The sequence below is a fragment of the Streptomyces sp. NPDC096205 genome (assembly GCF_044763135.1).
Lineage (GTDB): Bacteria > Actinomycetota > Actinomycetes > Streptomycetales > Streptomycetaceae > Streptomyces.
Genome location: NZ_JBIWFS010000001.1, coordinates 778,734 through 802,003 on the forward strand (window position 1 = coordinate 778,734; position 23,270 = coordinate 802,003).

The window sequence follows — 23,270 nt, forward strand, 5'->3', positions numbered from 1 at the left end:
CGTGCCGCGGAACCGGCTCGTCCGCCGGGTGACATTGGAAAGTACGGGCTGCCGTCGGATGTACGTGGTGAGGTCAGCGGCCGTCGTAGCCGGCCGTCGGCATCGACAGCCTGCGGTGCACGACGGCCTTCATCCCGGCGTCGTACGCCGGTTCGGCGCAGCCCACCGTTTCCAGGCGCACCCCGCGGCGTGCGCACTCGGCGGTGAACTCCTCCAGGGAGGAGAGCGCGCAGCGCAGGACGCGCGGGCTGGGCGCCACGAACAGGTCGAGTCCGGGCCGGACGCCGTCCCACAGGGCGCGGTGGTCGGGCCGCAGTCCGCGCACGAGGAGTTGGCGTACGACGACGTAGCCGCGTTCGGCGGCCCAGCGCGCGCACATGGCGTGCTGGCCGCGGGAGTCGACCAGGAAGGGATCGGCCTCCAGTTCCTCCAGCGGCGTCAGGCCGGCGATCGCCGTGACCTGCGCGACCGCCGCGTCCGGCCGGCCGAAGGCACCCCGCGTCTGTCCCATGGCGTCCCCCTCACCTCAGGGTTTCGCCGCCGACCCTACTCCTGCACGTAGGCTTCGGGGGAGTCGCGTGAAAGGGGCGCAGGAGTGCCGGTGGAGATCACCTGGTGGGGGCACGCCACCTGCACGGTCGCGGACTCGGACGTCCGTGTCCTCACCGACCCCCTGTTCGCCCGCAGGCTGGCGCATCTGCGGCGCCGCCGGGGCGCGTTGCCGCCGCCGGGTGCCTGGCGCGCGGACGTGGCGCTGGTGTCGCATCTGCACGCCGATCATCTGCATGTGCCGTCACTCGCGCGGCTCGCGCCGGGCACGCGCCTGTTCGTGCCCCGGGGCGCACGCCGTGCGGTGCCGTCCCTGCGCCGGCTCTCCCACCTGCGGATCGAGGAGGTGGCGCCCGGCGACGAGACGCGTGTGGGCGATCTCCTCGTACGGGCCGTGCCCGCGGCGCACGACGGGCGGCGGCTGCCGGTGGGGCCGCACCGCTCCCCCGCGCTCGGCTATGTCGTCGAGGGCGAGGCGCGGACCTACTTCGCCGGGGACACCGGCCTGTTCGACACCATGGCCAAGGAGGTCGGGCCGGTCGACGTGGCGCTGCTTCCGGTGGGCGGCTGGGGGCCGTATCTGGGCGAGGGGCATCTGGACGCGGGGCGGGCCGCGCAGGCGCTCGCGCTCCTGGGGGCGGCGAGTGCGGTGCCGGTGCACTACGGGACGTACTGGCCGATCGGGATGGACGCCGTGCGCCCCCATGAGTTCCATGCGCCGGGGCACGAGTTCGAGCGCCTCGCCGCCGAGCGGGCGCCTCAGGTGGCGGTGCACCGGCTGGGGCACGGGGAGAGTGTGCGGCTGGGGGTCACACGGTGAGCCTGCTCGCGGCCGCGTCCTCGTCGGTGCCGCCGGAGTCGACGCAGCAGGCCCTCGGGTATCCGTCGCTGTTTCTGCTGGTGTTGATCGGGGCGCTGGTCCCGGTCGTACCGACGGGGGCGCTGGTCTCTTCCGCCGCGGTGGTGGCCTTTCACCAGACCGCGCCGTTCGCTCTGGCTCTGGTGTTCGTGACGGCTTCTGTGGCCGCGTTCCTGGGGGATGTGGCGCTGTACTGGCTGGGGCGACGGGGGCTGAAGTCGAAGAACGGGTCGCGGTGGCTGGAGGCCATTCGGGCTCGGGCGCCTGAGGATCGGCTGGAGCAGGCGCAGGTCAAACTGGCCGAGCACGGGGTGGCCGTGCTGGTGCTGTCCCGGCTGGTGCCGGCGGGGCGGTTGCCCGTGATGCTGGCGTGTCTGCTGGCCGAGTGGCCTCTGCGGCGGTTCGTGCGGGGGAACCTTCCTGCGTGCCTGGCTTGGGCAGTGACGTATCAGTTGATCGGCATTCTCGGGGGGTCGCTGTTTCCCGAGCCGTGGGAGGGGGTTGTCGCGGCGATTGTGCTCACGCTGGTGATCAGTGTGGCGCCTAGTGTGTGGAAGCGGGTTCGGGCTGCCTCTTGATGTTGCGTTGCGGGGTGCCGCGCCGTCGTGGCTTGTCGCGCCCACGCGGCGGAGCCACATATGGATACAGCCCCGCACCCCTTTAGAGGTCGGCCCCCTCAAGCACCCTGGAGGCGCCCACCGGCAGATCCCACAGGTCCTCCCTCGCCAGGCCCGCCTTCTCCCAGGCCCTCCTCACCCGCGTCAGCGGTTCCAGCACCGGCTCCGCCGAGAGGATGAACGTGGCCCAGTGCATGGGGGCCATCCTGCGCGCGCCCAGATCCTGGGCGGCGCGTACCGCTTCCTCGGGGTCGCAGTGGACGTCGCTGAGCCACCAGCGGGGGTCGTAGGCGCCGATGGGGAGGAGGGCGAGGTCGATGCCGGGGTAGCGGCGGCCGATGCGGGTGAACCAGTGGCCGTAGCCGGTGTCGCCGGCGAAGTAGACGCGCTGTCCGTCGGGGTCGGTGAGGACCCAGCCGCCCCAGAGGGAGAGGCAGGTGTCGGTGAGGGTGCGCTTGGACCAGTGGTGGGCGGGGACGAAGTCGAAGCGGACCCCGGACAGTTCGGCGGCCTCCCACCAGTCCAGCTCGGTGACACAGGTGAAGCGGCGGCGCTGGAACCAGCGGCCGAGGCCGGCCGGCACGAACACCGGGGTGTCGCGCGGGAGTCGGCTCAGGGTGGGCGCGTCGAGGTGGTCGTAGTGGTTGTGGCTGATGACGACCGCGTCCACGCGCGGCAGGGCGCTCCAGGCGATGCCGACGGGTGTGACGCGGGGCGGGGTGCCGAGGATGCGGCGGGACCACACGGGGTCGGTGAGGACGGTCAGACCGCCGATGCGCACCACCCAACTGGCGTGCCCCGCCCAGGAGACGGCGACGGTGCGGGTGTCCACGCGGGGCAGCGGGCCCGGTGCGAAGGGCAGCCGGGGGATGTCGGCGAGGCCGTCGGGTCCGGGGCGTACGGCGCCCTCGCGGGCGAAGCGGGCGAACGCCTTGAGGCCGGGCAGCGGGGCGGTGAGCCGGTCGTGAAAGGTACGAGGCCACACCCGCCGCTCCCCCAGCGGGCGGGGCTCGGCGAGCGGGGGGAACGGCGGGGCGAGGGGGGACAGGGGGGACTCGGTGAGCGGGGCAGCGGCTGCCGGTGCGGAGGCGTCTTCGCGGGGGCCGGCACTCGTGGTGGTCGACTCGGACTGCTGCGTCATCGAGGAGGCTCCCATCGCTGAGCGTCGTCGCGGAGATCGTCGAAGACCGTCTTCACGGTGGTCAACGCGCGGTCCACGTGTGGCAGTTCCAACGGCGAGGGTGAATCGAGGCAGGCCGCGCGCTCCTCGTCGGTGCCGCCGAGCAGCGGCCCGGTGGCGAGCCGTACCCGCAGGGCCGCGAGGTCGTCGCCGAAGCGCTGGCCGCCGGGGGCGGGCATGCCGAGCCGGACGGTGAGGAAGTCCTCCAGTTCCTGGGCGTCGCCGACGCCGTGGGCGGTCAGCGCGGTGCGCAGCGGGCCGAGGTCGACGTAGAGGTGGCGGCCGGCCTGCGGGGGCCGGGCGAGGGCGCCCGCGCCGACGACGGCGTCGTGCAGATGGGCGGCCACGCGCGCGTGCAGGCGTACGGCGGCGGCGGCGCGGGCGGTGACCGGCTCGGGTTCGGCGAGGGCGTGGGCGGCCGCGGCGGCGACGGGGCTCGCCACACGGGCGCCGAGGGCGGTGAGGACGTCCAGCACGCGCGCGTGGAGCCGGGCTCCGGCCGGGTCCCCGGGGAAGCGGGCGACGGCGGCCGGCCAGCCGGTCGGCAGCAGCGCGCCGGCCAGGTCGGTGACGACGGTGACCCGGTCCGGCAGCATCTCGGCGGGGCTGAGCAGCGAGGTGCCCGGGAAGTGCAGCGGGTCGGGCGGGGAGTGCCGACGGTCGGGCGAGGGGTGCCGCGGGTCGGGCGGATAGTGCCGGCGGTCGGGCGGGTGGTGCAGCGTGTCGCGCCAGGTCTCGTCGCTGACCAGGTGCAGGCCCTCCCCCACGGCGGCCTCGACGGCCTCGTGCAGGACCTCGGGCGGGGCGACGGTGCCGGTGGGGTCGTCGGCGACGGACAGCACGAGCAGCCGCGGGTCGCCGCCCTCCTCACGGACCCGGCGCACGGTCTCCAGCAGCGCGTACGGGTCGGGGACACCGCCGCACTCGGCGGGGGTCGCGACATGGAAGACGGGTCTGCCGAGGAGACGTGCGTACGGTGCCCACCAGGCGGCGCAGGGCCGCGGCACGAGGACGTCGCCGCCGAGCGCAGCGGTCAGCGCGAGCAGCAGGGACGGGGCGCCGGGGCCCGCGGCGACGTGCTCGGGCGCGGTGGGCAGTCCGCGGCGCTCCCAGTAGCCGCAGGCGGCGTCCAGCAGCGCCGTGCCGCCGCCGACCGGCTCGGCGACGCCGCGTCCGGCGGCGGCCGCGACCACCGCGCACAGGTCCGGCAGCACCGGCAGCCCGTCGTCGGGCAACGGCGGCCCGTACCGTACGGGCCCGTGTCCCTCCGCGTCCGCCGCCCACCGCATACCCACCTCCGCATCGTGCCGCCGCTGTCGTCCGCCCGCATGCCGGGGGCCCGGGCCGGGCGCGGAGCAAGCGCTCGTGCGGCCCGTGGGGCTCTGTGTACCCGGCGCGGGGTGCGGTCAGGCGTCCCGGGCGGGGTTGCGGCGGTACAGGCGGTAGGCGGCGCCGCCGAGGGCTCCGGCGATGAGCAGGCCGCCGGCCACGAGGGCGGGCACCGAGTCGGTGAAGGTGCCGCCCTGCCCGGCCCGTACGCCGTGCTGGACGGGGGCGGGCGGGCAGGGGGTGGAGTGGGTCGTGCCGTGGGTGGTCTCGGGGCAGGGCGGCGCGCTGGTGGCGCCGCCGCCGTCCTTGGTCACGGTGAAGGTGGCGCTCCAGGGCTTGCCCTGGCCGCCGGGCGCGGCGGGGCAGGTGCCCTCGACGGTCCACGCGGTGTCGGGTCCGAGTCCGGCCGGTTCGCTCTCCAGGGCGCCGGCGGACGCGATGGCGGCGGTGCCGCGGTAGGCGGGTCCGGACACCGGGTCGTCGTTGCCGGGCACCAGCTGCAGGGCGACGGTGCCCTCCTCGAAGGCCTCGGAGGTGGCGTCCATGGTGGCGGGCGGCGATCCGCCGACGGGGTCGCAGGAGACGGACACGGTGACGCTGCCGCCCGGCGCCGCGGTGGCGGGGCTCACCTCGGCGGCGGGGTCGGCCGCCACCAGCGGCACGGCACCGGTCAGGGCGGCGCCGGTGAGGGCGACGACGGACAGGGCACGGGCGGTGCGGCGCATACGAAGGGCTCCTCGGGCCGGCGGCTGCGGGGGCACGGCGCTCGCGCCCCCGCAGCCATCACAGCCCGCCCCACCCGGACTCGCGCGCGGCCGGACCCCATCAGTGGGACCCGCACGCCCGACCGGGTGAAGCCGGGCCCCGCTCAGGCGGCGTCGTGCAGCACCTGCTCCCTGAGCCGGTCGCAGCAGCGGCTGATCAGCCGGGAGACGTGCATCTGCGAGATGCCGAACTGCTCGGCGATGCGGCTCTGGGTCATGTCGTCGAAGAACCGCATGTAGAGAATGGCGCGTTCCCGTTCGGGCAGGGCGGCGAGCCGGGGCTTGACGGCCTCGCGGTCGACGACCGTGTCGAGGGCGGGGTCGGGGGCGCCGAGGGCGTCGCCGAGGGAGTAGCCGTCCTCGCTGCCGGGCAGTTCCGCGTCGAGCGAGAGGGCGGTGAAGCTCTCCAGCGCCTCCAGGCCGGCCTTGACGTCCTCCTCGCTCAGGTTCGTGTGCTCGGCGAGCTCGGTGACGGTGGGCGTGCGCCCGGAGATGTCCTGGGTGAGGTCCTGAAGGGCGAACCGGACGCGGTTGCGCAGGTCCTGGACCCGGCGGGGGACGTGCAGGGTCCACATGTGGTCGCGGAAGTGGCGCTTGATCTCTCCGGTGATGGTGGGCACGGCGTAGCTCTCGAAGGCGTTGCCGCGCGCGGGGTCGTAGCGGTCGACGGCCTTGACCAGGCCGAGCGCCGCCACCTGGCGCAGGTCCTCGTGGGACTCGCCACGGCTGCGGAATCGGCCGGCGAGCCGTTCGGCCATGGGCAGCCAGGCCTCGACGATCTGCTCGCGCAGCGTGTCGCGCTGCGGTCCCGGGGGCAGTTCGGCGAGGGTGCGGAAGGCCTGGGCGGTGTCGGGGGCGTCGTCATGAGGGTGGTGCTTCGCGGCTGCTTGGGTGCGCATGGTGCGTCGCAACTCCCTTGTGGGTGCTCTGGGATGGACGGTCACCGTGGGAAGCCTGGCGTGGCCGGGCATCGTGCGCGCGGGCTGCGGCAGGCCGCTTCCACGGACGTGCCTCCGGTCCGAAGCACTGGGGTGCGCCTGCCCGGGCCTCGGGGCCGCAAACCCGGGCCGGGGGTTTCCGGCCGTGGTGCGGGGTGACTCGGCAGGGCACAGAGCCCGGTCCGCCTTTCGTCCCGACCCGGGAGGTTCCGTCATGAGCACGAAGGTCTCCGACCACGTCCTGTCACGGCTGCGCGAGTGGGGGGTCGAGCATGTCTTCGGCTACCCCGGCGACGGCATCAACGGCCTGCTCGCCGCCTGGGGCCGGGCCGAGGACCAGCCGATGTTCGTCCAGTCCCGGCACGAGGAGATGTCCGCGTTCGAGGCGGTCGGCTACGCCAAGTTCGGCGGCCGTATCGGGGTGTGCGCGGCGACTTCGGGCCCGGGCGCCATCCACCTGCTGAACGGGCTGTACGACGCGAAGCTGGACCATGTGCCGGTGCTGGCGATCGTCGGCCAGACGCACCGCACCGCGATGGGCGGTTCCTATCAGCAGGAGGTGGACCTGCACACGCTGTTCAAGGACGTCGCCTCCGAGTTCGTGGAGACGGTGACGGTGCCCGAGCAGCTGCCGAACGTCCTGGACCGGGCGATCCGCACCGCGTACGCGCGCCGCTGCCCCACCGCGCTGATCATCCCGGGCGATGTGCAGGAGCTGGACTACTCGCCGCCCACGCACGAGTTCAAGATGGTGCCGTCCAGCCTGGACCGCAGTGCCTGGACGGCGGTCCCGTCGGACGAGTCGCTGCGCCGGGCGGCGGAGATCCTCAACTCCGGTGACAAGGTGGCGATCCTGATCGGTCAGGGCGCCGCCGGTGCCGTCGAGGAGGTGCGCAACGTCGCCGAGACGCTCGGCGCGGGCGTCGCCAAGGCACTGCTCGGCAAGGACGTGCTCAGCGACGAACTGCCGTATGTGACCGGGTCGATCGGGCTGCTGGGCACACGTCCTTCGTACGAGCTGATGCGGGACTGCGACACGCTGCTGACCATCGGATCGTCGTTCCCGTACACGCAGTTCATGCCGGAGTTCGGCAAGGCGCGCGGGGTGCAGATCGACATCGACCCGCACATGGTGGGGATGCGCTATCCGTACGAGGTGAACCTGGTCGGCGACGCCCGTGAGACGCTGCGGCGGCTGATCCCGATGCTGCGGGGCGAGGAACGCGGCCGGGAGTGGTTCGACACGGTGTGCGACAACATGGCGCGCTGGCACGAGGTGATGGAGCGGCGGGCCGGTCTGTCGGCGGACCCGATCAACCCGGAGTACGTGGCGCGGGCGCTGGACCCGCTGCTGCCCGAGGACGCGATGGTGTCGTCCGACTCGGGTTCCGCGGCGAACTGGTACGCCCGTCATCTGACCATGCGGCCGGGCATGCGCTCGTCGCTGTCGGGGACGCTGGCGACGATGGGCTGCGGGGTGCCGTACGCGATCGGCGCGAAGTTCGCGCACCCGGACCGGCCGGCGATCGCACTGGTCGGGGACGGCGCGATGCAGATGAACGGCATGGCGGAGCTGATCACGGCCGCGAAGTACGCCGATCGCTGGCAGGACCCTCGCCTGGTGGTGGCCGTGTTCAACAACCACGACCTCAACCAGGTCACCTGGGAGATGCGGGCCATGGAGGGCGCGCCGTCCTTCCTGCCCTCGCAGGAGCTGCCGGACGTGCAGTACGCGGCGTTCGCCCGGAGCCTGGGCCTGACCGGCGTACGGGTGGAGAAGCCGGAGGACGTGGAGGCGGGCTGGCGGGCCGGCCTGGAGGCGGACGGGCCGGCGGTGGTGGAGTTCCTCACCGATCCGGCGGTACCGCCGATCCCGCCGCATTCCACCTGGGAGCAGATGGAGGCCACGGCCGCGTCGATCCTGAAGGGCGACGCCGACCGCGGCTCGATGGTGCGGCAGGGTCTCAAGGCGAAGGTGCAGGAGTTCCTGCCCGGGCGGGCGAAGAAGTAGCGGGCGAGGACGGCACGGGCTGCGTCGTCCTCGTCTTCTCCGGTGGCAGGACCAGATCCTCGTACCAGCCGAGCGCCAGCACGACGCCGAGCAGGAGGACGGGGACGAGCACCGCGAGTACGGCCATGGTCTTTCCTTCCCCAGGTGGACCCGTGGGGGGTGACAGCCGGGTCTCCCCCGATCCGGCCCGCAAACCCCGGTGTCGTCGGAGCGGGGCCGGGTACGCGGTGCGCGACTGCCGACGATCTGGAGGAGTCATGCAGCGAGGCAGCGACCGGATGAGCGCGCACCGCGACGACGAGATGAAGCACCAGCTCCAGGGCCTGCTGAGGTCGGGCCACCCCACACGGGTGGAGGAGTGGCACGATCCGGAACCCGTCGCCGAGGACGACCCGTGGATCGCGGGCGGCCCGCACGTCCCGGCGTCCGCGGCCGAGGCGCGCCTGGAACTCGGCCGCGTACTGGGCCGGACCGCGTTTCCGGCGGGTCCCCGAGAGCTGATGGGCCTGCTGCGCGACCGGCATGCGCCGGACGCCCTGATCGAGCCACTGCACCGGCTGCCGCGGTCCGCGCGCTATCGCAACGTCCAGGAGCTGGCCGAGGCCCTGACCAGCGGCGAGGGAACGGAAGGAGGCCGGTGATGGCCGAGTTCGTACGCGAGGTCATGACCCCGGGCGTGGTCGCCGTACGCCCGGACGCCTCGCTGGCGGAGGCCGCGCAGCTGATGCGGGCGCAGGACATCGGGGACGTGCTGGTGGCCGACGGCCAGGAGGTCGTCGGGGTGCTCACCGACCGTGACATCACGATCCGGGCGGTGGCCGAGGGCATCGACCCGATGACGATGAGCGCCCAGGCGGCCTGCACCCCGCACCCGGTGACGGTCACCCCGCAGGAGACGGTCGCGGCGGCCGTCGCGCTGATGCGGGCCAAGGCCGTACGACGGCTGCCGGTCGTCGAGAACGGGCTGCCGGTCGGGATGGTCACGCTCGGGGACCTGGCGATGTCCGAGAACCCCGACAGCGCGCTGGCCGCGATCAGCAGGGCCGAGCCGGACGAGGAGCCCGGCGCCGCGCCGCACGGCCGGGGGGCCGTGTGAGCCGGGACCGGGCCGCCGAGATCTCGCGGACGGGCGTCACCGTGGACGTGGGTGACGCCACGGTCCGCTATCTGCTGTACGGGCTGCTGCCGAGCTGGTTCGTGCCGGGCCTCGCGGACTGGCTGATGCACCGGCGCACCCGGATCGAGGAGACGACGGGGACGAAGGAGTCCGCGCTCCACTCGCTGATGATGGCCGAGGTGGGCGTGCCGATCGCGCTGACCCTGCGCTACGAGGTCAACCCGCTGCTGCTCACGGTGCAGTTGGCGGGTGCCGCCGCCCATGAGGCGACCGCGCTGTGGGACGTGCGGATGGCGACGCACAGCGACCGCGAGGTGCGGCCCATCGAGCAGCACATCCACAGCTTCCTGGAGTCGCTGCCGTTCGGCGCGCTGTCCGCGCTGCTGTGTCTGCACGCCGACCAGGTGAAGTCGCTGCTGCGCGGGGGCCGCGGGAACCGGGACGCCTGGCGTCTGGTGCGGCGCAAGCCTCCGCTGTCGAGAGCGTACATCGCGGGGATCGCTGCCGCGGTCGGCACCTGTGTGCTGCTGCCGTACGGCGAGGAACTGCTGCGCTGCCTGCGGGCGGCGCGCCGGGAGAACAAGCGCGTCACCGGCGACCAGGCCGAATGGCGTGCCACGGAAGGAGAGTGAGAACAGATGCGCATCGCGTTTCTGACCGCGCCCGAGGGCGTGGAGCAGATCGAGCTGACCGATCCCTGGCAGGCGGCGGAGGACGCCGGGCACGAGCCGGTGCTGGTGTCGACGAAGGCCGGCCATGTGCAGGCCTTCGACCATCTCGACAAGGCGGCCACCTTCGCCGTGGACGAGGTGGTGGGCGAGGTGCCGGCGGAGTCGTTCGGCGCGCTGGTGCTGCCCGGCGGGGTGGCCAACCCCGACTTCCTGCGGCTGGACGAGAAGGCCGTGGCGTTCGTGAAGGACTTCTTCGAGCGGGGCCGCCCGGTGGCCGCGATCTGCCATGCGCCGTGGACGCTGGTGGAGGCGGACGTGGTGCGCGGCCGGGTGCTCACCTCCTGGCCGAGTCTGCGCACGGACATCACCAACGCGGGCGGCACCTGGGTCGACGAGCAGGTCAGGGTGTGCGACCACGGACCGAACAAGCTGGTCACCAGCCGTAAGCCGGACGATCTCAAGGCGTTCTGCGAGGCCTTCGTGGAGGTCTTCGCGAAGGAGAGCGGCTGATGGGTGACCGCAAGCAGGAGCAGCAGGACTTCTTTCGCGCCGAGGACCCGGCGTCCGGTCCGCTCACCACCGACCAGGGTGTGCCGGTCGACCACACCGACGACTCGCTGAGCGCGGGCGAGCGCGGGCCGACGCTGCTGGAGGACTTCCACTTCCGGGAGAAGCTGACCCGGTTCGACCATGAGCGGATCCCGGAGCGGGTGGTGCACGCCCGCGGCGCGGGGGCGTACGGCTATTTCGAACCGTACGAGTCCTGCGCGGAGTTCACCCGCGCGGCGTTCCTCCAGGACCCGGCGGTGCGCACGCCCGTGTTCGTGCGGTTCTCCACCGTGCAGGGCCCGAAGGGCTCGGCGGACACGGTGCGGGACGTGCGCGGCTTCGCGACCAAGTTCTATACCTCCGAGGGCAATTACGACCTGGTCGGGAACAACTTCCCGGTGTTCTTCATCCAGGACGGCATCAAGTTCCCGGACTTCGTGCATGCGGTGAAGCCCGAGCCGCACAACGACATCCCCACCGGCGCCTCCGCGCACGACACCCTGTGGGACTTCGTGTCGCTGCAGCCGGAGACGCTGCACGCGATCATGTGGCTGATGTCGGACCGGGCGATCCCGCGCAGCTACCGCATGATGCAGGGCTTCGGGGTGCACACCTTCCGGTTCGTGAACGCCGACGGCAAGGGCACGTTCGTTAAGTTCCACTGGAAGCCGCGGCTCGGCGCGCATTCGCTGGTGTGGGACGAGGCGCAGGAGTGCCAGGGGCGTGACCCGGACTTCAACCGGCGCGACCTGTGGGACGCGATCGAGGCGGGCGAGTACCCGGAGTGGGAGCTGGGCGTCCAACTGGTCCCGGAGGAGGACGAGTTCGCCTTCGACTTCGACCTGCTCGACGCCACGAAGGTCATCCCGGAGGAGCAGGTGCCGGTGCGGCCGATCGGCCGGATGGTGCTGAACCGCAACCCGGAGAATTTCTTCGCCGAGACCGAGCAGGTCGCCTTCCACACGGCGAACGTGGTGCCGGGCATCGACTTCACCAACGATCCGCTGCTCCAGGCCCGCAACTTCTCCTATCTGGACACGCAGCTGATCCGGCTGGGCGGGCCCAACTTCGCGCAGTTGCCGGTGAACCGGCCGGTGGCGCCGGTGCGCACCAACCAGCGCGACGGGTACGGCCAGAGCACGATCCACCGGGGCACGAACTACTTCCCCAACTCGCTGGGCGGCGGCTGTCCCGCGCACGCGGGCGCCGACCCGCACGCCTTCCGGCACTACACCGAGAAGATCGACGGCGCCACGATCCGGCGACGCAGCCCGAGCTTCGAGGACCACTACAGCCAGCCCGCGCTGTTCTGGAACAGCATGGCCGACTGGGAGAAGCAGCACATCGTGGCCGCGTTCCGGTTCGAGCTGGGCAAGGTCGAGGCGCGCACGGTGCGGGTCCGGACGGTGGAGCACCTGGCGAAGGTGGACGGCGAACTGGCGGCCGAGGTCGCCCGCGGCATCGGCGTGCCCGAGCCCGCGGCCGTGGCGGAACCGGCGTCCAAGCTGGCCTCGCCCGCGCTCAGCCTTCAGGCCCTGCGCGGCGACGGCTCGATCCGCACCCGCCGGATCGCGGTACTGGTCGCCGACGGGGTGGACGCGGCCCAGGTCACCTCGGTGCGCGAGGCGCTGGCCGCCGAGGGGGCGCTGGTGGAGGCGCTGGCCCCGGTGGACGGGTCTGTCACGGGCTCCGACGGTGAGCGGTACGCCGTGGACCGCGCCCTGCCGACGATGGCGTCCGTCCTCTACGACGCCGTCCTGCTGCCGGGCGGCCCCGCGGACACGCCCTCGACGGCCGAGGACCCGGACGCGATGCGTTTCGTCCGGGACGCCTACCGGCACGGCAAACCCATCGCCGCGCTCGGCTCCGGTGTCGGCGTCCTCGCCGCCCTGGAACCCGAGGGGCTGCGTCTGTCGGCGGAGTCCCAGCAGGTGCTGAGCGATCAGGGCGTGGTCACGGACACCGCCCCGGGTCGGGCGAGCCCCGAGTTCGCACAGGCGTTCGTCGACGCCATCGCGGCGCACCGGCACTGGGACCGCCCGCCGCTGCGCTGCTGACGGTGGCGTCCGGGGTGACGGCGGCCTCGGGGTGACGGTGGCCTCCAGGCCGCGGGGACCGACTCCCGGTTCCCGCGGCCCGGAGCGCTGTGCGGGCACCGCTGTCAGCCGCTGTACGGGTTCCTGCCGGCTCAGCCGCTGTACGGGTCCCTGCCGGCTCAGCCGCTGCCGCGGGGCGCCCTGTCAGCTCAGCCGCCTGTGCGGGTCCCTGTCAGCCGCCGACGCCGCCCGCGCCCGGGCCCCACTTGCCCACCGGGGCCTGGTCACGGCCCGACGGCATGCGCTCGCGCGCCCCGTCGCGGGTGCGGCCCGGGGAGACGGACCGGCGCGGGTTGCGGCGGAGGTACTCGCCCTCCAGTTGCGCCATGCGCTCGTTGTGGACGCGCAGCGCGTCGTTCGAGCCGTACAGCAGGGTGTCGTGGCGCGTGCGGTGGATCGTCTCCAGCTCCTTCATGAGCTGCTGGTCGTCCAGCCTGCCCGGTTCGACTCCGGTCATCGTGGTGCCCCGCTCGTCGTGTTCGTCCATGCCGTTCGGGTACCCGCCCGATGCGCACCGCACCATCGAACGGCCTCCGGGAGGGAGCCATGGACCTCGCGTTCCTGCACCCACTGTACGAGCGAACCGGCCCCTGGGCCTCCGTGTACGTCGACACCTCCCGGCACACCGAGGACACCCCGCACGAGCGGCATCTGACCGCCGAGGCGATGGCCCGCGAGCTGGCCCGGCAGGGCGCGGACGAGGCCACCTGCCGGGCGGTGCGGGACGCCCTGGAGGAGCTGCGGCACTCCCCCGAACCGCATGGCCGGGCCCTGTTCGCCCGTGCGGGTGAGGTCGCGCTCGATCCGTCGCTGGCCCGTCCCCCGCAGGCCGACCGCGCCGAGTGGGCGCCGCTGCCGCGCGTCTCCCCGCTGCTGGACCTGGCCGGGGAGGACCCGGTGTGCGTGGTGGCGTACGTGGACCGCAAGGGCGCCGACTTCGAGCTGCGCAGCGCCCTGGCCCGGGAGCCCGCGGGCACGGTCGCCGGGCGGCAGTGGCCGGTGCACCGCACGAGCAGCGCCGACTGGTCCGAGCGGCACTTCCAGCTCCGGGTGGAGAACACCTGGGAGCACAACGCGGCCGAGATCGCCGACGCGCTGTCCGTCTGCCAGGAGGAGACGCGGGCCGACCTGCTGATCCTGGTGGGCGAGGACCGCGAGCGGCACTCGGTGCGCGAGCGGATGCCGCAGCGGCTGGCCGAGCGCGTGGTGGAGGCCCCGCACGGCGCCGGCAGCAGGCTCCTCGACGCGGACGTGGAGGAGGCCAGGACCCGGCATGTCCGCGAGCGGGCCCAGGCGGCGCTGGAACGGTTCCTGGCCGTACGCACGCCGGACGACGAGGGTCGCTCCGGGGCGGTCGAGGGTGTGCCGGCGCTGGTCGAGGCCGCGCGTGAGCACCGTATCGACACGCTGCTGGTACGGCCCGACGGCCCGGACACCCGTCGTGAGGTGTGGATCGGGGAGGACCCGGACCAGCTGGCGGTGCGCCGCACCGAGCTGCGCACCCTCGGCGAGCAGCACTCGTGGGCGGCCCGCGCGGACGACGCCCTGATCCGCTCCGCCGTCGCCACGGGCGCACCCGCGCTGTCCCTGGCGCCGCTGGAGGCGGCCCGGCGCGACGACGTACCGTCGGCCGGTCTCGGCGCGCTGCTGCGCTGGTCCTGAGCGGCGGGGCGGGCGCGCCGGTCCTCAGCGGTCGGCCGGGCCGGGGTTACCGGGCGGTCGGCCGGGTGCGCCGGTCCTCAGCGGCCGGGCGGCCGGGGTTACCGGGCCCGCTCCACCCGCCGTTCGTCCCACACCGGCTCCGGGGTCTCCCGGACGCGGCCGTCGCTGCCGAAGACCAGATAGCGGTCGAAGGAGCGGGCGAACCAGCGGTCGTGGGTGACCGCGAGGACCGTGCCCTCGAAGGCCTCCAGACCCTCCTGGAGGGCCTCGGCGGACTCCAGGTCGAGGTTGTCGGTGGGTTCGTCGAGGAGCAGCGCGGTCACGCCCTGGAGCTCCAGCAGCAGGATCTGGAACCGCGCCTGCTGGCCGCCGGAGAGCCGGTCGAAGGTCTGCTCGGCCTGGTTGGTCAGCTCGTAGCGCCGCAGCCGGGACATGGCTGCGCCCCGGTCCTGGGCGTGGTCCTTCCACAGGATGTCCAGCAGGGTGCGGCGCTGGAGCTCCGGGTGTGCGTGGGTCTGCGCGAAGTGGCCGGGCACGACGCGTGCGCCGAGCTTCCACTCCCCCGTGTGCGCCACGTCCTCGCCGGCCAGCAGCCGCAGGAAGTGCGACTTGCCGGAGCCGTTGGAACCGAGGACCGCGACGCGTTCGCCGTAGAAGACCTCCAGGTCGAACGGCCGCATCAGGCCGGTGAGTTCGAGGCCGGCGCAGGTGACGGCCCGTACGCCGGTGCGGCCGCCCTTGAGCCGCATGGTGATGTCCTGCTCGCGCGGCGGCTCCGGCGGCGGTCCGGCCTCCTCGAACTTGCGCAGCCGGGTCTGCGCGGCGGCGTAGCGCGAGGCCATCTCGTGGCTGACGGCGGCCGCCTGGCGGAGGTTGAGCACCAGCTTCTTCAGCTGGGCGTGCTTCTCGTCCCAGCGGCGGCGCAACTCCTCGAAACGCGCGAAGCGTTCGCGGCGGGCCTCGTGGTACGTCGCGAAGCCGCCGCCGTGCACCCAGGCGTCGGCGCCGGCCGGGCCGGGCTCCACGGAGACGATCTTCTCGGCGGCACGGGCGAGCAGTTCACGGTCGTGGGAGACGAAGAGGACCGTCTTGCGCGTCTCCTTCAGGCGCTCCTCCAGCCAGCGCTTGCCGGGGACGTCGAGGTAGTTGTCCGGCTCGTCGAGCAGCAGCACCTCGTCGGTGCCGCGCAGCAGCGCCTCGAGGACGAGCCGCTTCTGCTCGCCGCCGGACAGCGTCCGCACCAGCCGCCACTGCGCCTTGTCGTACGGCACTCCGAGCGCGGCCGTGGTGCACATGTCCCACAGCGTCTCCGCCTCGTAGCCGCGCGCCTCCGCCCAGTCGGAGAGGGCCTGCGCGTACGCCAGCTGGGCGGCCTCGTCGTCGACGGTCATGAGGGCGTGCTCGGCGGCGTCGACGGCCTTCGCCGCCTCCCGGATGCGCGGCGTGGCCACGGAGACGAGCAGGTCACGCACGGTGGTCTCGTCGCGCACCGAGCCGACGAACTGGCGCATCACCCCGAGCCCGCCGCTCACGGTGACGGTGCCGCCATGCGGCTTGAGCTCGCCGGAGATCAGCCGCAGCAGGGTCGTCTTGCCCGCCCCGTTGGGTCCGACGAGGGCGACGACCGCGCCCTCACCCACCCGGAAGGACACATCGCCGAGCAGGGTCCTCCCGTCGGGGAGGTGGTACTCGAGGTGCGCGGCTTCCAGATGTCCCATGGTCAGGCATTGTGCGGGCGCGCCGCACACCCGGGCAAACCGTTATCGGACCCGACCGTGCGACAGCGGCGCCGTATCACTGTGAGGTCTCGTCCAGCGGCCTGCCCGTAGGGCCGCCCTCCGTGCCCGGGCCGACCGCCTCCACCATGGCGCCCGCCCAGGTCAGGGCCTTCCAGCCGTCGGCCGGGGAGCCCTCCAGGACGACCACGCCGGTGTTGTCCAGGCCGTGGGTGGTGGCGAAGGGGACGTCGACGTTGGCGGCGCGGCAGGCCGTCCACAGGCGGATCACGGCGCCGTGGCTGACCATGGCGACGGTGCCCGCGCCGCCGGCGGCGGCCTCGGCGATCACGGCGTCGTAGCGCGCGAGGACCTCGTCCCCGGTGTCCCCGCCCGGCATGCGCAGCCCGGTGTCGCCGTTCATCCAGGCGACCACGGTCCGCAGGTACCGCTGCCCCTCCTCCGACCCGCCGGGCAGCATCTCCAGGTCGCCGGCGAACACCTCGCGCAGACCGTCGCGGACCAGGACGTCGAGCCCGCGCGCGGCGGCCAGCGGGGCGGCGGTGCGCCGGGTGCGGGTCAGCGGGGAGGCGTAGACGGCCGCGATGTCCTCGTCGGCCAGGGTGCCGGGCAGCAGGGCGGCCTGCCGCTCGCCCAGCTCGGTCAGGTCCGTGCCCGGGTGAGCGGTGTCGAGCAGGTAGTCGAGGTTGGCGACGGTCTGGCCGTGGCGAACGAGTAGCAGGCGCACCGCCTCAGCGTACTCGGGCCGAGTCCCGACAACCCTAGCTGACGGACTGTCAGTCCATATGTCAAAACGCGGGTCTCAGTATGCGGTTGGACGGCATACGGTGGCATCAGCCGCTCCGGCAGCCCGGGGCGGGCCGGACGAGAAGGGGGAGAGTCATGTCGCAGGCACGGGAGACCGCGGTCTACACGCACGGACACCACGAGTCGGTGCTGCGCTCGCACAACTGGCGCACCGCCGCCAACTCCGCGGCGTACCTGCTGGGTTCGCTCGAGCCCCACATGCGGATCCTGGACATCGGCTGCGGCCCCGGCACCATCACCGCGGACCTGGCCGCGCTGGTCCCGGACGGGCACGTCACCGGTGTCGACCGGGCGCCGGAGATCGTCGAGACGGCCCGCGCGACCGCCGCCGAACGCGGCCTGGCCAACACCGACTTCGCCGTCGCCGACGTCCACGCCCTGGACTTCCCCGACGACACCTTCTGTGTGGTCCACGCCCACCAGGTGCTCCAGCACGTGGGTGACCCGGTGCAGGCGCTGCGCGAGATGAAGCGCGTGACGAAGCCGGGCGGCTTCATCGCCGTCCGCGACTCCGACTACGCGGCGATGACCTGGTACCCGGCCTCGCCGGGCCTGGACGCCTGGCAGGACCTGTACCAGCGGGTGGCCCGGGCCAACGGCGGCGAGCCGGACGCCGGGCGGCGCCTGAAGGCGTGGGCCCTGCGGGCGGGCCTGACCGACATCACCGCCACCTCCGCCACCTGGACCTTCTCCACGCCCGAGGAGCGTGCCTGGTGGAGCGGCCTGTGGGCCGACCGCACGGTGGCCTCGGCCTACGCGGACCGCGCCACCGAGGGCGGCCACGCGACGGCCGGGGACCTGCGGGCGGTCTCGGAGGCCTGGCGGGAGTGGGGCCGGCGGGAGGACGGCTGGTTCAGCGTCCTGCACGGCGAGATTCTGTGCCGGAAAGACGGCTGAAACTCCGAATTCGGGATACACGGTGTGCCAGGAGGTTCACATCATGGTTCCCATCCTGCTGGTGCTGCTTCTGGTGCTCATCCTGTTCGGCGCCGGATTCGCCGTGAAACTGCTGTGGTGGATCGCACTGGCCGTGCTGATTCTGTGGCTGCTGGGATTCCTGCTCCGCGGTACGACCGCCGGGGGCGGCAGGGGTCGCTGGTACAGGTGGTGAGAGACCCCCGATCACTTTCGGGGCAACAACGGCCCGAGCGGCCCGAGGTCCAGATTCAGGTCCTCGGGCCGCAGTCCGTAGCGCTCGCGCAGCTCGGTCATGCGGTCGTCCAGCAGCATCAGGGTGAGGCCGATGCGCTCCTCCTGCTCCTCGCTGAGATCGCCCGCGTCGACGCGGCGCAGCGCCTGCCGCTCCATGAGCTGGCGCAGTAGCTCGACGACGGTCAGGACCAGCTTGACGAGGTCCCTCTCGACCGTGTCGGGGTCGAGCTCCATCCGGCGGCGGGGCTCGCTCACGTACTCTCCTCCCAGGGGGCCGGCAGCTGCGGGCCGACCGAGCTGATCAGGGCGTTCAGGTCGATGCGGACGAGGTCGACGTCGGCGATGCGCAGCGTGAGGTCCCCGGTGACGACGACCCCGCCGGCCAGCAGCCGGTCGAGCAGGTCCACGAGGGCGACCTCGCGGCGTTCGATGACGGTCACCGCTCCTCCCCCGTGTCCTGAGAGGACCCCGCTGTGTCCTGAGGCGACCCCGCTGTGTCCTGAGACGACCCCGCGTTCTCGGTGAATCCCATGTCCCCGGTGAACGAATAGGCGGCCCACGGTCCGGTGAGTTCCACCCGCATTCCGCTCGCCTGGTCCTTCGTACGGTCGACCAGTTCCACGAATTCCTCGGACGCGGCGCGGGAGACGAGATAGGCCGCGTTGAGCACATTCCGGCCCGCCTCCCCGGAAAGCGCCGGATTCTGCGGGGCGTGCAGCCGGGAGTCCTCCGCGAAAGAGGCGAGCGTCCGGTGCAGGCCGGTGGCGAATTCCTCCGCCCGCCGCCAGGACTCCTCGGCGCTGTGCGACTGCCTGCGCCGCTGGCGCAGATAGTCCCGGCCGCTCGTGGGCCGGGCCGCCGGGCGCGCGGGCTCCGCGGATTCCTCCGACGGCTCCATGTACACCTTCACGCCCCACTCGACCCGGCCCTCCAGCCGGTCGAGGGTGCGCCGGAAGGCCTCCTCGTGCTCCTCGATCATCACGCGTACGCCGCTGCTGTCACGGAAGACCGTGCCGAGCCGGAGCGGCAGCGGCGTGGTGACGGCCGTGAGCGCGTCGATCACGCCCTGGTGGGCGCGGGCGGTCGCGGTGAGCCAGTCCAGGTCCTCCAGATGCTCGCGCAGCGCCTCCTCGGAGAAGTCCGCCTCGGGCACCGTACTCACCACGGCGATCAGGCCGTGGTGCGTCAGCTGCTGGGGCGGCACCCCGGCCACGCCCGTCAACTGGGCCTGGAGGGCGGACGCGAAGGGCCGGCAGACGGCGTAGACATAGCGCAGTCCGGTCATGAGGCCTCCTCCTGCACTTCGCCGGCCTCGAGTTGCGCGAGTCGCTCGCGCAACTCGGCGTTCTCCCGGGCGAGTTCGCTGCGCCGGGCGCGCGAGGACAACGCCGGATCGTCCTCCCACCAGTCGATGCCCATCTCCCGGGCCTTGTCGACGGAGGCGACCACGAGCCGCAGCTTGATGGTGAGCAGCTCGATGTCGAGCAGGTTGATGCGGATGTCGCCCGCGATGACGACGCCCTTGTCCAGCACCCGCTCCAGGATGTCGGCGAGATTGGACCCGCCGTCACCGCCGTAGGCCTGAGGCAGTCGGCTCGGTGTACTCATCGGCGGCTCCGACGGCGGGGCTCGGGCTCAGGCTCGGGCTCCGGCTCTTCCTCCGGCTCTTCCTCGTCCTCGTCCTCGTACTCGGCTTCGGCGTCGTACTCGTCCTCGTCCTCGGCGGCCGCGCCCCGGTCGTCGTAGTCGTCCTCGTCCGCCTCATCAACCTCGTCAGCCTCATCGGCCTCGGCGGTCTCGTCCGGCTCGTACTCCTCGTCGGCCTCGTAGTCCTCGTCCGCCTCGTCGACGTCCGTGTCCTGAGCGTCCCCGGCGTCCTCGGCGTCCTGGACGACCTCCTCATGGCTGCGGACGACCTCTCCGTCGCGGATCTCGCCGCGCCAGCCCTCGTCCGCCTCGCCGCGCAGCGTGACGTAGCGGGCGTAGTTCTTCAGGTCGAGCCTCGCCCTGCGGCCCTGGGCCCGCCAGATGTTGCCGGTCTTCTCGAACAGGCCCTTGGGGTAGTACTCGATGACCAGCAGGACGCGTGTGAGGTCCTCGGTGAGCTCGCGGAAGGAGACGACGCCCTTCACCGAGCCCTTGGCGCCCTCCGAGGTCCACGCGATGCGGTCGTCGGGCACCTGCTCCAGCGTGCGCGCCTTCCAGCTACGGTTGGACCAGAAGACCTTGACCTGCCAGTCGGACGACGTGTCGTCGGCGCGCTGGGCGCTCTTGACGCCCTTGGCGAACGTGCTGAAGTCCTGGAAGCGGGTCCACTGGTCGTACGCGGTGCTCAGCGGAACCGCGACATCGACGTACTCCATGATGACCGTCGGCTTGTTGCCGGCACCGCCCTTGCGGCCCTTCTTGCCGCCCAGGGCGTTCTTGACCGCGCCGGTCACGCTGTCCTTGACCCGGCCCGCGCCGACCTCGAGGGCGGCGCGCAGCGGGCTCTTGCCCTCGGAGAGCTTGCGGCCACCGTCGAGGGCGAGCTTGGCGAAGCCGGGGCTGTTGCCCTCCGCGATGTCGTTGAGCCGGACGGTGGTCTCACCGAGCTTGCGGCCCAGGCCGGCCAGGAGCCGCTCGGCCTGGGCGGCGAGGTATTCCTGCGCCTCGGCCTTGAGCCGGTCGGCGGCGGGGCTGTGGGCCAGCTCCGAGAGCGGGCTGCCGCCCGCGGCGTCAGTCGCCTTGGAGGCCGCTGATCGGGCTGTGGCGGTCATCGGTCACCGCCTCCTTTCGGCCGCCGGGCGCCGGAGGCCGTCTTCGCGGCCGATCCGGCCGCCTTGGCTCCCCGGGTGGTCTTCTTGGCGGCGGTCTTGCGAGCGCCCGCCTTTTTGGCCGGCGCGGTGGACTTCCGGGCACGGGACCCGCTGCCGGACGACTCGGACGCCGCGGGCTCCTCCGCATCCCGCTTGTCGCTCGCCTCCGCTGTCTCCTCCGGCTCCTGGTCCTCGTGCGACCGGGTACCCCGGGCCGCGCGTTCCTCCTCGTCGTTCTCGGATTCGTCCGCGCTCTCGGATTCGTCCGCGCCGGGGACGACCCCGGCCAGCCGGTCGCGGGTCTCGGCGGTACGGTCGTGCAGCCGCCCGGCGAGGGTGTCGAGCTGCCGCTCGATCATCGCCGAGGACGCCGCCTTCCCCACTCCGCGCAGGTCCCCGCGGAGCTGGTCCCCGAGCTCCTTGAACTGCGGGTTGTTCCGCAGCTGCCCGGAGACGAGATCCGCGATCGCCCGGGGGCCGACGTTCATCCGACGGCCCGCCACGAACGTGCCGACGGCGATGGCCATCTTGAGCTTCTTGGTCCGCCCCAGTAGATATCCGGCCCCTACGGCGAGGCCGAGTCCCGCTCTGCTCATCGTGTCCGTCCTCTCACTCTGCGGTGCCGCCTCGGCCCGTGCCTCTCTCCAGCCGGTCGAGGAGCTCGTCCTCCCTGCGGTCGAACTCCGCCTCGTCGATCTCGCCCGCCTCCAGCTGCTCCTCCAGTCGCGCGAGCTCGGCCCGGACGGCGGCGGGGTCGTAGTAGAGCCGCTCGGCCTCGTGCAGCACCTGTTCGATCACCCAGGCGCTGCCGCGCACCGGCGCGAACGGCAGCAGCAGCACCTCCGTGATCAGTCCCATGGCCTACTCCACCGGCTGTGCGCTCGAGATGCCCGTGTGCGCCGAACCGGCCGGGCCGGGATCGACGAAGCTGTACGGGGGCAGCGGGCCGTTGACGCGCAGTTCGAGGTGCGGAAGGTTCCTGCGGGCGTCCTCGATCGTGTCGAGGAACTTGCCGGCCGCCTCGCGGTGCACCAGGAACGAGATGTTGACCAGCCAGCCGCTGGACTCGGGTCCCGTGCTGGTCGCCTCGGCCGCGGAGTCCAGCAGTTCCTGGACGCGGGCGGCGTCCTCGGCCTCCTGGGCGCGCACGGCACCGGCGACCATCTCGCCGAGCCGCAGCTTGTCCTCGTAGCTGCCGCCGCCGGCCCTGCGGTTGGCCTCCGCGAGGGCCCGGATGTCGGTGTCGGCGGACATCACCTTGTGCAGCACGGCCTCCTCGACGTGGGAAGCCTTGACGTTGTACTCGACCCGGCCGTCGAGGGCCTGGAGCCGTTCGCGGTAGTGGTCGGCGCGTTCGGTGAGCACCGTGGTCACCGTGTCGTCGTCGGGGGCGACGCTGCCGAACCGCATCGGCAGGACACAGCCCTCGGCCCCCGCCTCGCCCAGCACGGCCTGGTGTGCGATCAGGTCGCGGCGCTTGGGCCGCAGCCCCTCGGGGGCCTCGCCGACGACCGCCGCCAGCTCACCGGCCGGCAGCAGGCGGACCGGGCCGGGCGGGTCGCCGACGCCCTTGAGGCCGTCGGGCAGCGGCGGGTGGGTCGCGGCGACGATGCCGTAGACGTAGGTGCTCACTCCTGCTCCTCCTTCCGGCGTGTGGTGCTGCGGCGGGCGCGCGGCTTGCTCTCGGTCTCCTGGCCCTCCTCGCGGGCCTGTCGGAAGGCGCCGGAGATGGTCTCGGCGGCGCCGGACAGGGCGCCCTTGGACTTGCCGCGGGCACCCGACTCGGTGATCTCACCGACCACCTCGGGCAGCCCGGGGCTCTTGTTCGGGCCGGACTCCAGGTCGAGGCGGTTGCAGGCCTCGGCGAAGCGCAGATAGGTGTCGACGCTGGCGACGACGACTCGGACGTCGATCTTCAGGATCTCGATACCGACCAGGGACACCCGCACGAAGGCGTCGATGACGAGCCCCCTGTCCAGTACGAGTTCCAGCACGTCGTAGAGGCCACTCGAGCCTCCCGACCCTCCGGTCTGTTGTGCCGGGACGACGGTCATGCCGGTCGTTCCTCCTTGTCACACTCGGCTTGTGCGCGATACGGGCGGGATGCGGGCCTCAACGGCCGCCGGGCCTGCGGGCGTCGGAGCGGCCGCGCTCGTAGCGGCGGACGCGCCGGTAGCCGGTGAGCTGTCCGTCCGGGTCGAGTTCGACCTGGTAGCTCGCCAGCAGGCTCATCGTGTCGGGGACGCGTTCCAGTTCCAGGACCTCGACCTCCAGCGTCCAGCCGTCCTCCCTCTGTTCGAAGGACGACACCGACTCGGCGGTCATGCCGGTGAGTTCGGCGAGCTGGTCCCGCGCCGCGCGCAACACTTCCATCGGGGTGGGCCGTTCGCCCGCCCCGCCCGTCTTCTGGTTCGTCTTCTCAGTCATGGATGCCT

29 protein-coding genes are annotated in these 23,270 nt (G+C 72.8%); 11 read left to right on the forward strand and 18 right to left on the reverse strand.

The window, feature by feature from the left end:
• Window positions 1-73 precede the first annotated feature (73 nt).
• Window positions 74-511 (reverse strand): hypothetical protein, encoded by a 438-nt coding sequence (locus ACIQ6Y_RS03525; protein WP_404032265.1) that lies wholly within the window; start codon window positions 509-511, stop codon window positions 74-76.
• An 84-nt stretch (window positions 512-595) separates the two neighbouring features.
• Here ACIQ6Y_RS03525 and ACIQ6Y_RS03530 point away from each other — a divergent pair, with 84 nt between their 5' ends.
• Window positions 596-1,369 (forward strand): MBL fold metallo-hydrolase, encoded by a 774-nt coding sequence (locus tag ACIQ6Y_RS03530; protein ID WP_404032267.1) that lies wholly within the window; start codon window positions 596-598, stop codon window positions 1,367-1,369.
• Window positions 1,366-1,986 carry a DedA family protein gene (locus ACIQ6Y_RS03535; protein WP_404032270.1) on the forward strand — a complete coding sequence of 207 codons (621 nt, stop codon included), beginning with the start codon at window positions 1,366-1,368 and terminating at the stop codon, window positions 1,984-1,986. Before ACIQ6Y_RS03530 ends, ACIQ6Y_RS03535 begins: the two co-directional genes overlap by 4 nt.
• An 82-nt stretch (window positions 1,987-2,068) precedes the next feature.
• Here the strand turns inward: ACIQ6Y_RS03535 and ACIQ6Y_RS03540 are convergent, their stop codons facing one another.
• The 4 genes from ACIQ6Y_RS03540 to ACIQ6Y_RS03555 form a co-directional block, all read right to left on the reverse strand.
• Window positions 2,069-3,166, reverse strand: coding sequence for an MBL fold metallo-hydrolase (locus ACIQ6Y_RS03540; protein WP_404032272.1), 1,098 nt, complete (start codon window positions 3,164-3,166; stop codon window positions 2,069-2,071).
• Entirely contained in the window at window positions 3,163-4,494 is a 1,332-nt protein-coding gene (locus tag ACIQ6Y_RS03545; protein WP_404033677.1) for an aminotransferase class I/II-fold pyridoxal phosphate-dependent enzyme, read from the reverse strand. The genes ACIQ6Y_RS03540 and ACIQ6Y_RS03545 overlap by 4 nt, the downstream gene beginning before the upstream one ends.
• Before the next feature lie 117 nt (window positions 4,495-4,611).
• Window positions 4,612-5,259 (reverse strand): hypothetical protein, encoded by a 648-nt coding sequence (locus tag ACIQ6Y_RS03550; protein ID WP_404032275.1) that lies wholly within the window; start codon window positions 5,257-5,259, stop codon window positions 4,612-4,614.
• A 143-nt stretch (window positions 5,260-5,402) separates the two neighbouring features.
• Entirely contained in the window at window positions 5,403-6,197 is a 795-nt protein-coding gene (locus ACIQ6Y_RS03555) for an RNA polymerase sigma factor SigF (protein WP_404032278.1), read from the reverse strand.
• Window positions 6,198-6,450: 253 nt separating this feature from the next.
• Between ACIQ6Y_RS03555 and ACIQ6Y_RS03560 the strand changes: the two genes are divergently transcribed.
• The 6 genes from ACIQ6Y_RS03560 to ACIQ6Y_RS03585 all read left to right on the forward strand — a co-directional run bounded on the left by ACIQ6Y_RS03560 (window position 6,451) and on the right by ACIQ6Y_RS03585 (window position 12,641).
• Entirely contained in the window at window positions 6,451-8,247 is a 1,797-nt protein-coding gene (locus ACIQ6Y_RS03560; RefSeq protein WP_404032281.1) for a thiamine pyrophosphate-requiring protein, read from the forward strand.
• A 257-nt stretch (window positions 8,248-8,504) separates the two neighbouring features.
• Window positions 8,505-8,888, forward strand: a complete 384-nt coding sequence (locus ACIQ6Y_RS03565; protein ID WP_404032283.1) for a DUF2795 domain-containing protein — start codon at window positions 8,505-8,507, stop codon at window positions 8,886-8,888.
• Entirely contained in the window at window positions 8,888-9,343 is a 456-nt protein-coding gene (locus tag ACIQ6Y_RS03570) for a CBS domain-containing protein (protein ID WP_404032285.1), read from the forward strand. The genes ACIQ6Y_RS03565 and ACIQ6Y_RS03570 overlap by 1 nt, the downstream gene beginning before the upstream one ends.
• Entirely contained in the window at window positions 9,340-9,996 is a 657-nt protein-coding gene (locus ACIQ6Y_RS03575) for a diguanylate cyclase (RefSeq protein WP_404032288.1), read from the forward strand. Before ACIQ6Y_RS03570 ends, ACIQ6Y_RS03575 begins: the two co-directional genes overlap by 4 nt.
• A gap of 6 nt (window positions 9,997-10,002) precedes the next feature.
• On the forward strand, window positions 10,003-10,545 hold the full coding sequence (locus ACIQ6Y_RS03580; RefSeq protein ID WP_404032290.1) for a type 1 glutamine amidotransferase domain-containing protein: 543 nt from the start codon (window positions 10,003-10,005) through the stop codon (window positions 10,543-10,545).
• Window positions 10,545-12,641: a catalase gene (locus tag ACIQ6Y_RS03585; protein WP_404032292.1), complete on the forward strand. Its 2,097-nt coding sequence runs from the start codon at window positions 10,545-10,547 to the stop codon at window positions 12,639-12,641. The genes ACIQ6Y_RS03580 and ACIQ6Y_RS03585 overlap by 1 nt, the downstream gene beginning before the upstream one ends.
• 211 nt (window positions 12,642-12,852) lie before the next feature.
• Here the strand turns inward: ACIQ6Y_RS03585 and ACIQ6Y_RS03590 are convergent, their stop codons facing one another.
• The gene (locus ACIQ6Y_RS03590) at window positions 12,853-13,167 is read right to left on the reverse strand and encodes a DUF6158 family protein (protein ID WP_404032295.1); all 315 of its coding nucleotides are present in this window, start codon (window positions 13,165-13,167) and stop codon (window positions 12,853-12,855) included.
• A 59-nt stretch (window positions 13,168-13,226) separates the two neighbouring features.
• Between ACIQ6Y_RS03590 and ACIQ6Y_RS03595 the strand changes: the two genes are divergently transcribed.
• Complete coding sequence (locus ACIQ6Y_RS03595) at window positions 13,227-14,342, forward strand: Vms1/Ankzf1 family peptidyl-tRNA hydrolase (RefSeq protein WP_404032298.1); 1,116 nt, start codon at window positions 13,227-13,229, stop codon at window positions 14,340-14,342.
• A 98-nt stretch (window positions 14,343-14,440) separates the two neighbouring features.
• On the opposite strand, the gene ACIQ6Y_RS03600 is transcribed toward ACIQ6Y_RS03595, so the two are convergent.
• The gene (locus ACIQ6Y_RS03600) at window positions 14,441-16,060 is read right to left on the reverse strand and encodes an ABC-F family ATP-binding cassette domain-containing protein (protein ID WP_404032301.1); all 1,620 of its coding nucleotides are present in this window, start codon (window positions 16,058-16,060) and stop codon (window positions 14,441-14,443) included.
• Window positions 16,061-16,136: 76 nt separating this feature from the next.
• Entirely contained in the window at window positions 16,137-16,805 is a 669-nt protein-coding gene (locus ACIQ6Y_RS03605; protein WP_404032304.1) for a histidine phosphatase family protein, read from the reverse strand.
• 155 nt (window positions 16,806-16,960) lie between these two features.
• Here ACIQ6Y_RS03605 and ACIQ6Y_RS03610 point away from each other — a divergent pair, with 155 nt between their 5' ends.
• Both ACIQ6Y_RS03610 and ACIQ6Y_RS03615 read left to right on the forward strand, forming a co-directional pair.
• The gene (locus ACIQ6Y_RS03610) at window positions 16,961-17,782 is read left to right on the forward strand and encodes a class I SAM-dependent methyltransferase (RefSeq protein ID WP_404032307.1); all 822 of its coding nucleotides are present in this window, start codon (window positions 16,961-16,963) and stop codon (window positions 17,780-17,782) included.
• Between the two features lie 43 nt (window positions 17,783-17,825).
• Window positions 17,826-17,996 carry a hydrophobic protein gene (locus tag ACIQ6Y_RS03615; RefSeq protein ID WP_404032309.1) on the forward strand — a complete coding sequence of 57 codons (171 nt, stop codon included), beginning with the start codon at window positions 17,826-17,828 and terminating at the stop codon, window positions 17,994-17,996.
• Between the two features lie 11 nt (window positions 17,997-18,007).
• Here ACIQ6Y_RS03615 and ACIQ6Y_RS03620 read toward each other — a convergent pair whose 3' ends face one another.
• From ACIQ6Y_RS03620 to ACIQ6Y_RS03665, 10 genes are read right to left on the reverse strand one after another with little or no spacing between them, the layout of a single operon-like run.
• Window positions 18,008-18,271 (reverse strand): gas vesicle protein K, encoded by a 264-nt coding sequence (locus ACIQ6Y_RS03620; RefSeq protein WP_404033679.1) that lies wholly within the window; start codon window positions 18,269-18,271, stop codon window positions 18,008-18,010.
• A gap of 17 nt (window positions 18,272-18,288) precedes the next feature.
• Entirely contained in the window at window positions 18,289-18,477 is a 189-nt protein-coding gene (locus ACIQ6Y_RS03625) for a gas vesicle protein (RefSeq protein WP_404032311.1), read from the reverse strand.
• Entirely contained in the window at window positions 18,474-19,322 is an 849-nt protein-coding gene (locus ACIQ6Y_RS03630) for a GvpL/GvpF family gas vesicle protein (RefSeq protein WP_404032314.1), read from the reverse strand. The genes ACIQ6Y_RS03625 and ACIQ6Y_RS03630 overlap by 4 nt, the downstream gene beginning before the upstream one ends.
• A complete protein-coding gene (locus ACIQ6Y_RS03635) occupies window positions 19,319-19,645 on the reverse strand; it encodes a gas vesicle protein (protein WP_404032317.1) in 327 nt (108 codons plus the stop codon). Before ACIQ6Y_RS03635 ends, ACIQ6Y_RS03630 begins: the two co-directional genes overlap by 4 nt.
• Complete coding sequence (locus tag ACIQ6Y_RS03640) at window positions 19,642-20,796, reverse strand: SRPBCC family protein (RefSeq protein WP_404032320.1); 1,155 nt, start codon at window positions 20,794-20,796, stop codon at window positions 19,642-19,644. Before ACIQ6Y_RS03640 ends, ACIQ6Y_RS03635 begins: the two co-directional genes overlap by 4 nt.
• Entirely contained in the window at window positions 20,793-21,431 is a 639-nt protein-coding gene (locus ACIQ6Y_RS03645; protein ID WP_404032323.1) for a DNA primase, read from the reverse strand. Before ACIQ6Y_RS03645 ends, ACIQ6Y_RS03640 begins: the two co-directional genes overlap by 4 nt.
• Window positions 21,432-21,444: 13 nt before the next feature.
• The gene (locus ACIQ6Y_RS03650; RefSeq protein WP_404032326.1) at window positions 21,445-21,693 is read right to left on the reverse strand and encodes a gas vesicle protein GvpG; all 249 of its coding nucleotides are present in this window, start codon (window positions 21,691-21,693) and stop codon (window positions 21,445-21,447) included.
• A 3-nt stretch (window positions 21,694-21,696) separates the two neighbouring features.
• Window positions 21,697-22,467, reverse strand: coding sequence for a GvpL/GvpF family gas vesicle protein (locus ACIQ6Y_RS03655; RefSeq protein ID WP_404032329.1), 771 nt, complete (start codon window positions 22,465-22,467; stop codon window positions 21,697-21,699).
• Window positions 22,464-22,889 carry a gas vesicle structural protein GvpA gene (locus ACIQ6Y_RS03660; RefSeq protein WP_404032332.1) on the reverse strand — a complete coding sequence of 142 codons (426 nt, stop codon included), beginning with the start codon at window positions 22,887-22,889 and terminating at the stop codon, window positions 22,464-22,466. The genes ACIQ6Y_RS03655 and ACIQ6Y_RS03660 overlap by 4 nt, the downstream gene beginning before the upstream one ends.
• Window positions 22,890-22,947: 58 nt before the next feature.
• Window positions 22,948-23,262 carry a gas vesicle protein gene (locus tag ACIQ6Y_RS03665; protein WP_404032335.1) on the reverse strand — a complete coding sequence of 105 codons (315 nt, stop codon included), beginning with the start codon at window positions 23,260-23,262 and terminating at the stop codon, window positions 22,948-22,950.
• Between the last annotated feature and the right edge of the window lie 8 nt (window positions 23,263-23,270).